At 39.7% G+C, this 7,125-nt stretch carries 7 protein-coding genes; all 7 read right to left on the bottom strand.

The annotated features are described in order from the left end of the window. Positions 1-196: 196 nt before the first annotated feature. The 7 genes from GJU41_RS18780 to GJU41_RS18755 all read right to left on the bottom strand — a co-directional run bounded on the left by GJU41_RS18780 (position 197) and on the right by GJU41_RS18755 (position 7,122). Positions 197-1,366 (bottom strand): rhomboid family intramembrane serine protease, encoded by a 1,170-nt coding sequence (locus tag GJU41_RS18780; protein WP_070875540.1) that lies wholly within the window; start codon positions 1,364-1,366, stop codon positions 197-199. Between the two features lie 153 nt (positions 1,367-1,519). Then, entirely contained in the window at positions 1,520-1,696 is a 177-nt protein-coding gene (locus tag GJU41_RS24740; protein ID WP_165970853.1) for a hypothetical protein, read from the bottom strand. 58 nt (positions 1,697-1,754) lie between these two features. Further along, positions 1,755-2,525 (bottom strand): DUF92 domain-containing protein, encoded by a 771-nt coding sequence (locus GJU41_RS18775; RefSeq protein WP_070875539.1) that lies wholly within the window; start codon positions 2,523-2,525, stop codon positions 1,755-1,757. After that, positions 2,518-3,084, bottom strand: a complete 567-nt coding sequence (locus GJU41_RS18770) for a 5-formyltetrahydrofolate cyclo-ligase (RefSeq protein ID WP_139149069.1) — start codon at positions 3,082-3,084, stop codon at positions 2,518-2,520. The genes GJU41_RS18775 and GJU41_RS18770 overlap by 8 nt, the downstream gene beginning before the upstream one ends. Before the next feature lie 70 nt (positions 3,085-3,154). Beyond that, the gene (rpmG, locus tag GJU41_RS18765; protein WP_070875478.1) at positions 3,155-3,304 is read right to left on the bottom strand and encodes a 50S ribosomal protein L33; all 150 of its coding nucleotides are present in this window, start codon (positions 3,302-3,304) and stop codon (positions 3,155-3,157) included. Positions 3,305-3,422: 118 nt separating this feature from the next. Beyond that, complete coding sequence (locus tag GJU41_RS18760) at positions 3,423-4,472, bottom strand: nucleotidyltransferase family protein (protein WP_070875477.1); 1,050 nt, start codon at positions 4,470-4,472, stop codon at positions 3,423-3,425. A 13-nt stretch (positions 4,473-4,485) separates the two neighbouring features. Beyond that, positions 4,486-7,122, bottom strand: coding sequence for a 1,4-alpha-glucan branching protein domain-containing protein (locus GJU41_RS18755; protein ID WP_070875476.1), 2,637 nt, complete (start codon positions 7,120-7,122; stop codon positions 4,486-4,488). Positions 7,123-7,125 lie beyond the last annotated feature (3 nt).

The raw sequence follows: 7,125 nt of genomic DNA, 5'->3' as shown, positions 1-7,125 counted from the left end.
TCTCTTCTTAAAGTTACCCAAAAATAAGACAATTACCAATTTAGAGTGGGAGCCTTGACAGTTTCGTTCATATCAGGAGGCTCCCATGCTCCCTGCGGAAAGCAAGTTCCTGGAGCGGAAAGGAACGGACAACATTTATCATGAAAAACAACAATCTATGCGAATATACCCTAAAAAAAAGAACAGTCTCCTGTCCTCAAATAATCCAAGCAAAGTGAATTCCGTATATATATGCACCGGCTATTAATAGAATGGACAGGAAAGCTCCAAGCAGTCTCAGTCCCCATTTGTTTTGTTTAGGGAGCTGAACGGTCAGTGCAGCCAAAAACCCTCCCAGCAAGCCTCCAATATGCCCTGCATTATCAATATTAGGGACAGCGAAGCCAAATAGGAGATTAAGCACGATAATAAATATTAAATTTGAGCCGATTGTTCTGAAAAACAAGTTTGGTTTGATTATTCCTAAATAAAGCAAAGCACCGAAACAGCCAAAAATAGCTCCTGAAGCTCCTGCTGATATCGAGGGACTTAAAGCAAAACTTGCTAGCGTCCCTGCTGCGCCAGCAAATAAATAAATAAACAAAAATTTTACAGATCCGTACATCCTCTCAACCGCACTGCCAATATAAATCAAGGCCAGCGTATTCATCAGAAGATGCAGCATCCCAATATGGAGAATAATCGGAGTAAAGAAACGCCACCATTCACCGTTTATAATCGAGGGATTGTATTTAGCGCCAAACTGAATTAATACTTGCGTGTTTTGACTTCCTCCTGCAGCTTCTAAAAGGATAAACATTAAGATTTGCAGCGCAGTAAATAAATAGGTAAAGATTGGTTTTCCAAAATTGAAAATCTGTCTTTCTTCCTTTATTCTGCGATTTGAGTAAGTAATTGCCTCGCTTCTGAGCCTTGCAGTTTCATTCGGATCAAGTGAATTATCTGAGGACAGGCTCACTCCAAGCAATTGTGCAAGGTAAAAGACCATTTCTGCTTCATTGTCTTTATGAACAACAATTGATTTTATAGTCGTTTGTCCTTCCTGATGCGGTTTATCAATACGAAACTCCCACTCATCCACTGGCGGATATGTTGAAATATAAACGTTTAATAATTGGATTGGATGCTTCCATGATTGTTTGCGTATCCGGTCAATGTGTCCGGCAGTCCTTTCAATATCCTGGTGAAGCTCTCTTCCCCAATCAAGATCCATCCTAATGAAACGTACAATTTGAAACTCCTTATTTTTATATGGTCCAAGCAATACTTCCTGTTCATCTTCTGATAAACGGATTATCTGATAATCGTGTCTCGTCACAGCTTCATGGGTTAACTTCCAAAAAAGATTATCCCCGCTTATTCCCATATTCTTCTCTCCGAACTTTTTAAAAATATTATATCAACTTATCGGAATCTTGTTAAAGAATAGTACTTTCTTTCTATAAAAAGAACAGTTTTTTGATGCAAGACGCCAACTATTAAATAATGAAAAAAACACCTGTTTGTCAACAGGTGAGCATTAATGAAACGCACGGAACATAAATTTTTCCCTGATAAAAGGAATTCTCATGGAAAGCTGAATGAAAAAGTGCCGTATATTCGGCTGACTGAGCACGACATTCATCAGACGGTAGCGGTATTGGTAAAACGCAAGAATACCAAGGACCATAAGAAGTACTGAATTCAATTTTCGCATCTTCATCCCTCCTAGTGATACTTTTTGCCGCTATCCCATTTTTTATCCATATTTTCTTTCAGTATACAAGTAATGCTAGAAATGCAGCCGTAAAAATGGCTATGAAATTAACAGCATCATTATTTAAAAAGCCTCTAATCTTCATGCTGCGTTCCTGACAATGCTCATATCGTTCTGTATTTAATCCGCAGACTGGACATTGATAATACACTTGAACAGAAGCGCCGAGCACCGTGTCAATCAGATTGCCTGTGAATCCGAAAAGAACAATAAGAAGTAAATCCATTTCATGCACTGGAAAAACGGCATAAGCTGTAATTCCTATTAACCAAGCGCCCGCAAACGCTGCACCAGTGCCGAGGGGACTTACTGCTCCTGATGTTCCTTTCTTTACCTTTTTCAAAGTGAAAATCATTCTTGGCATTTTTTTGCTGAGTGTCCCAATTTCAGATGCCCAAGTATCCGCATTTGCAGCAGCGACAGACGCGCTGTATACGGCGAAACTGCCCTCAAAAGGCATAAGTGCATGAACAATACTGATTAATGCAGAAACACCTCCATTTGCCAGCACTTGAGCTGCGTCTCTCTGATCTCCTTTCACCAGCAGTTCGGATGTACTCATTTTGCGATCACGCTTAAATTTGCTCCAGAAACTAGAACTTCCAAAGAAAATTCCGAGCACCACTAATCCTGAAAAGCCAAAACCTGCATAAATGGATATTCCAATGAAACCCGCTGCGATGGCTCCGCTTATGGTTAACGACTTCAGCTTAAGTCCAGCGATAGAAATAAAAAGAATAAAAAGAATGGCAAATAAGTGATCAGCCACTGGCAACAATCACCTCGTTTTCCGTCAAAATTTGATTAACAGGCAGATCGTGCGCTTCAGCAGGAACAGCAGAGACCAACTGTGCCTCAAATGCGAGTGAAACAGAAAAACCCCTGTACTGAGTCATATATCTGTCGTAATAACCGCCTCCATACCCTATTCTGTAGCCTTTTCTGTCAAAGCATATTCCCGGGACGATAAGAAGGTCAATCTCACCAGCCGGCACAAAGGCTGTTTTTGAAACAACAGGCTCTTTCAGCCCAAAATAAACGGTCTCTAGCTGATCAGTCGTCTGAAAGGTGCGAAATTCCATTATTTTTTGATCGGGATAACATTTAGGTATGGCCACTCTTTTGTTCAGCCTCAAGGCCTCCTTTATAATCATGGCAGTATCTACTTCTCTGCCATTTGAAATGGTGATGGCAATTGTTTCGCACTTCAGCCAGTACGGCTGAGCAAAAAGTCTTTTATTTATACGTTCACAATTCTTATCGTATGTATCGTTTTCTAAAGAATTAAGCCTGCGTTTCACATCATTTCTAAGATTTGTCTTCAGCATTCCAAAGCGCTCCCTTTAAAAATTAATGAATAGGTATAAAAAAAACAGCAAGGAAATAAATTCCTGCTGCTTACTTTGTTTCGCGGTGTAAAGTAACCTTTTTCTCTCTAGAGCAATATTTTTTAAGCTCCATGCGATCCGGGTTATTACGTTTGTTCTTTTTAGAAATGTAATTACGTTCGCCGCACTCTGTGCAAGCTAGTGTAAGATTAACGCGCATGTTGATTTCCCTCCAAACTAAAAAACTTATACTAAATCAGACTTAACTATAATAGCATTTTTAAAAAAGAAATTCCACATTATTTTATTTTTTTCTTCAATGTTTGAAAAGAAAAGAGTTAAGAATCTCTTTTTGTATACTCTCTCCAGGCATTAACCGTCTCTTCGTTGATATCAGCGAGCGCTGAATGATCCTGAATCTGACAGTGTCCAATCATCCCGCCAAGACTGCACGATTTTCCAACATAGCTGTTTTCCCATAGAATAGAATGGGTAATTTCTGATTTTTCATGGATTATGGCTGACTCAGAGAGAACCGTCTCTGGCCCTACTGTTGCACCTTCATGAATAATTGTATTCTTGCTGATATAAATCGGCCCTTTTAACGTCACATCATCATGAATGGTTACCCCATCCTCCATCCAGATCCCCTTTGCTATCTCTTTGCCCTTAGATGGAAGGTTGACTTTATGATTGAGCATATCAAACTGAGCTTCGCGATATGTTGCAAGCGTTCCAATATCAGACCAATATCCTTCAGCTTCAAAAATACTGATTTTCTCATTATGTTTTAAGATAGCAGGAAACACATCTTTACTGAAATCATAATGAGTAAAGTCTTCTAAATAACTGAAGATTTTTGGATCCAGAATATAGATGCCCGTGTTGATTGAATGCTGGGTAAGGTCGCTCCAGTTAGGCTTCTCAAACATTTTTTTCATTGTTTTATCTGTAGACAAAAGCACTCCGTACTCGATCGGCAAGTCCAGCGGTTTTGTAAAAATAGTCGCTGCTGCAAGCTGGTCCTCATGATGCTGTATGCCTGCCCTCAAATCAAAGTCAGTAAGAATATCTCCGCTGATGACAAGAAATGACTCGGTAAGCAATTGCTCTGCCAGTTTCACACTTCCTGCTGTACCGAGTGGCATCCCGTCTTCACTGTAAGTGATCGTGACTCCCCATTTTGAACCGTCGCCAAAATAGGCACGAATAGAAGATGACAAATAATGCACAGTCATTATAATATCCTTGATGCCGTGTCTTTTTAATAACTCAATGCTATATTCCATAACAGGCTTGTTTAATATTGGGACCATTGGTTTTGGGCAGTGATTTGTAAGAGGTCTAAGCCTGCAGCCTTCTCCGCCTGCGAGGATCACAGCTTTCACATTTTTCAGCTCCTTATCTTTTAGGATAAAGCACTTCGTACTCTTTAATAACTTTTTTAACAATATGTTTATAGGCGAAACGGCTCAAAACTTCTTCATATCCCTTTTGAGCCAGACGGTCTGCCCGCTCTTTATGTTGGAGTGCCTCTAGGATAGCTGATGCCAAAGCTTTTGAATTTCCCCGCTCAAACAGGAGTCCATTTTCATTGTGCTTGATAATTTCTCTTAAACCGCCGGTATTTGCAGCAATTGTCAGCTTTTTTGCTGCCATGCTCTCCAGTGCAACAATCCCAAATGGTTCATAATAGCTAGGAATAATATTCATCTCACAGTGCGTAAGGAGTATATGTATAAGGTCTTCATTTATAAAACCAAGGAATGTTACATTTTTATGAACGTTCAATTCTTTCGCTTTTTTTTCATATTCGTTGCGATGCGGCCCATCTCCTGCTATAACCATGCGGATTTTAGGAAAACGCTTCAAAATACCCGGTAAGGCAGATAAAAGGACATCAAAACCTTTTTCTGCGACCAGTCTTCCCATCGAGAAAAGATAAGGCTGCCCTGTCAAAGATATCACTTTGCACTTTTGTGAATTTTTATCATACATATTAGTTTTTAAAAGATTTATTCCATTAGGGATCACAGTTAGTTTTTCAGATGGTATGTAAAATTGTTCCGTGACCTCCTTCAGCATATAGTCACTGCATACAATCACCCGGTCTGCTGAATGTACAAGCAAGTTTTCTTCCCTATGTATATACTTTTGAAGCGGAGTCGAGATTTCTTTGTTCCTTCCCTGTTCTGTCGCATGAACGGTTGCAATAAGCGGTACTTTAAAAAGGTTCTGTATGGCTCTTCCTGCCCCTGCAGTAAGCCAATCATGAACATGCACGATATCATATTCTATGTGTTTATTTTTTAATAAAAATTGAACAAATGCACTATTGTAATTCATTGTCCATTCAGTAAGCGACTTATGCTTTTGCTGAAGAGACTGAATCCGGTAGACATGCAGATTTGGTACTGGGTTTTCATACAAAGGTTTTTCAACTGATGCTATTGTAAGAAGAACAACCTCGTAATTTTGCCCGGCAAGTGCATTTGAAAGCTCATCTACATGTCTTCCGAGCCCCCCGACAATATTTGGGGGATATTCTGTAGACACCATCAGTATTTTTGGCCCAGCAGCATGATCTTTTTTCTCAAATGCCGCTCTTTTCAATGGAAGAAAGGCAAATATATCTGGTTCCTGATTATAGGTATCTAGTGTTTCATCCGTTATTTCCCTCAGTTTATAATAATTCTTTAGATGCTTTCTAATCCGATTATGACCATAATCAGCAGAAGTCCCATTTCCGATCATGAATGTCCAGTCACTGCTTGCGGCGAGCATCCATTCTTTAATAAGACTCCATTTTTTTTCCGCATTCATTTCCCGGGAATTGACAGTGGTGCCAAATAGCTGTTTCTCGATTAAATGAAAGTGCTGAAAATATTCCGCTGTTTTTTCATTAAGCCACATGTCGCCGTATCCGTTTCTCCCCCATGTAGAAAAAGCTAAGTCCGCATGCTTGACCTTGCTCTTGTTCTTAAGCCAATCAGACGGCAGAATAAATTGGCTTTCATGTTTTAACAGCTCCCATAGAAAGGCAGGCCCTTCAAACCACCAATGACCGAACAGCTCAAAATCAAATGGAATCACAGCCAGCTCACTTTCAGAGCCCAGCCTCTGCAAAAAATCATGGGCATCCCTTTTAGCTTGTTCAAATGCCTTCTCTTCCATATAAATCTTTTTCTGTTCAGTCTGACCAGTAATCCTCCAAAGCTTTAGTCCAGTATTGATTCTTGTTTTGTTAAGAAATGCAAACTCTTTAATATCATCCCAATCTCTAATAAACCCGACATCCCGATAATACTCGCGGTAAACATGGTGTGCTGGGTATCCATTATGCTTATCCCATACAGCGCCAGCGATTTCTTTATTTCGTTTAAAAATGGTCAGGCCCTGATCATTTACTGCCGGGCATTTTATTTCAGGTGAATCGGCAAACGTGTATTCAATTCCCTGTTGAGCCAGAATTTGAACGGTTTGAGCGTTGATTGCCATCTCTGGCAGCCAGAACCCTTTCGGAGCTGTTCCGAAATGATGTTCAAACACTCTCATTCCTGTTTCTACTTGCATGTTCATGCCTTCTTCTGTGCAATGAAAAGGGAGAATTGCGTGTGTTGCACATGTAGTGATAACCTCAATTTTTCTTCTATTGAATAAATCAACATACCCTTTTAAAATATTCCCCTCAAATTCTTCAAAGGTTTTGATAATTTTCTCATAACGAGAAAGATAAAATTTCAGGACTGATTGCTCATCATCCAAACCCCTGCTTAATTCTGATTTTATTAATGACATCATTTTGTCCAAGTGAAGGCGATAGTTTGCCTGGATCTTTTTATCTGTAAGCATTTCCATAAGAGTAGGAGAAAAAGAAATCGTTATGGACGGGTTTTCCACAGCCTTCAAACTCCAAAGCATTGGAATGTAGGATTCTGACAAGGCTTCAAAAAGCCACAGCTGTTCATATTCATTATTTGTATAGTCTGTGATGAAAGGCAGGTGGGCATGAAGAATAATCATGCTGTTTTTCACCATGTG

Source organism: Metabacillus idriensis, assembly GCF_009674765.1.
GTDB lineage: Bacteria > Bacillota > Bacilli > Bacillales > Bacillaceae > Bacillus_P > Bacillus_P idriensis.
Note: the sequence above shows the minus strand (reverse complement) of the source record. Positions and strands in the feature narration are given on the sequence as shown.

What these genes read in the sequence shown, in the direction of transcription:
- rpmG (WP_070875478.1), bottom strand. Translation starts at nt 3,304, where the DNA reads ATGCGCGTTAATCTTACACTAGCTTGCACAGAGTGCGGCGAACGTAAT.
- GJU41_RS18770 (WP_139149069.1), bottom strand. Translation starts at nt 3,084, where the DNA reads ATGCTGAAGACAAATCTTAGAAATGATGTGAAACGCAGGCTTAATTCT.
- GJU41_RS18755 (WP_070875476.1), bottom strand. Translation starts at nt 7,122, where the DNA reads ATGGTGAAAAACAGCATGATTATTCTTCATGCCCACCTGCCTTTCATC.
- GJU41_RS18780 (WP_070875540.1), bottom strand. Translation starts at nt 1,366, where the DNA reads ATGGGAATAAGCGGGGATAATCTTTTTTGGAAGTTAACCCATGAAGCT.
- GJU41_RS24740 (WP_165970853.1), bottom strand. Translation starts at nt 1,696, where the DNA reads ATGCGAAAATTGAATTCAGTACTTCTTATGGTCCTTGGTATTCTTGCG.